Below are 1080 nucleotides of genomic sequence, written 5' to 3'. Positions count from 1 at the left end.
CGCCGGGGCCCGACGGCGGCGACCTGCTGCGCCCGGCTTCGCCGCGCTTGCAATCGCCGCTACCCGAGGTGGTGCGCGGCCTGCTCGAGCCGCTCGGCCTGACCGCGGAACCTCCGACCGGAAAGCGGGCCCGGGAACGCTGGGAAGCCTTGGCGGCACTGGCCGAACTGGTCGACGAAGAAGTTGCCCACCGCCCGGCCCTGAGCCTGCCGGAACTGCTGGCCGAGCTGCGAACCCGCGCCGACTCACGCCACCCACCCGTCGTCCAAGGCGTCACGCTGGCGTCTCTGCACGCCGCCAAGGGACTGGAGTGGGACGCGGTATTCCTGGTCGGCTTGACCGACGGGACGCTGCCCATCTCGCACGCGTTGGCCCGCGGCGGCGAAAGCGAAGCTGTCGAAGAGGAGCGCCGGCTGCTTTACGTCGGAATCACAAGAGCCCGAGTGCATTTGGCGATCAGCTGGGCGCTGTCTCGAAACCCGGGCGGGCGGCAGAGCCGCAAGTCGTCCCGCTTCCTCAACGGCCTGTCCCCGCAGACGCAGGTCGGGGCCACGCCGAACCGTCCTCGACGTAAAAACGGGCCCGCGTCACGCTGCCGGATCTGCAACAACCGGCTGACCACGCCGACGGCGATCATGCTCCGGCGTTGCGAGACGTGCGCCGCCGACATCGACGACGAGCTGCTGCTGCAGCTCAAGGACTGGCGGCTGCGCACCGCCAAGGAAATGAATGTCCCGGCCTATGTCGTATTCACCGACAACACGCTGATCGCGATCGCCGAGCTGCTGCCCACCGACGACGCCGCGCTGGTCGCAATCCCCGGGATCGGTGCCCGCAAGCTCGAACAATTCGGCCCTGACGTGCTCGATCTCGTCCGCAGTCGAAGCTAACTGCGCAGGTCAGAAAATCGCTTGCCGCTCCACGCTGCTAGCGTCTAGCCTCAAAGCACGCTTTTCGCGTGCCTAAATGGAAGGGGGAGCCCTCGTGATCACGCTCGATGCGTTCGACGTACGCCCGGCCGGCGCCATCTCCCGCCATGCCGCCGCCTCGGCGGCTGCGCACCAGCGCATTGCCGCCGCC

1 protein-coding gene is annotated in these 1080 nt (G+C 68.5%); it reads left to right on the top strand.

The features are described from left to right. A partial coding sequence (locus ABDV69_RS18945) for an ATP-dependent DNA helicase UvrD2 (RefSeq protein ID WP_343577147.1) occupies window positions 1–890 on the top strand: 890 nt, incomplete at its 5' end. Between the last annotated feature and the right edge of the window lie 190 nt (window positions 891–1080).

The organism is Mycobacterium sp. (assembly GCF_039583785.1).
Taxonomy (GTDB): Bacteria; Actinomycetota; Actinomycetes; order Mycobacteriales; family Mycobacteriaceae; genus Mycobacterium.
The sequence above is the reverse complement of the archived record's forward strand: the minus strand, read 5'-3'. Positions and strand labels throughout refer to the sequence as shown.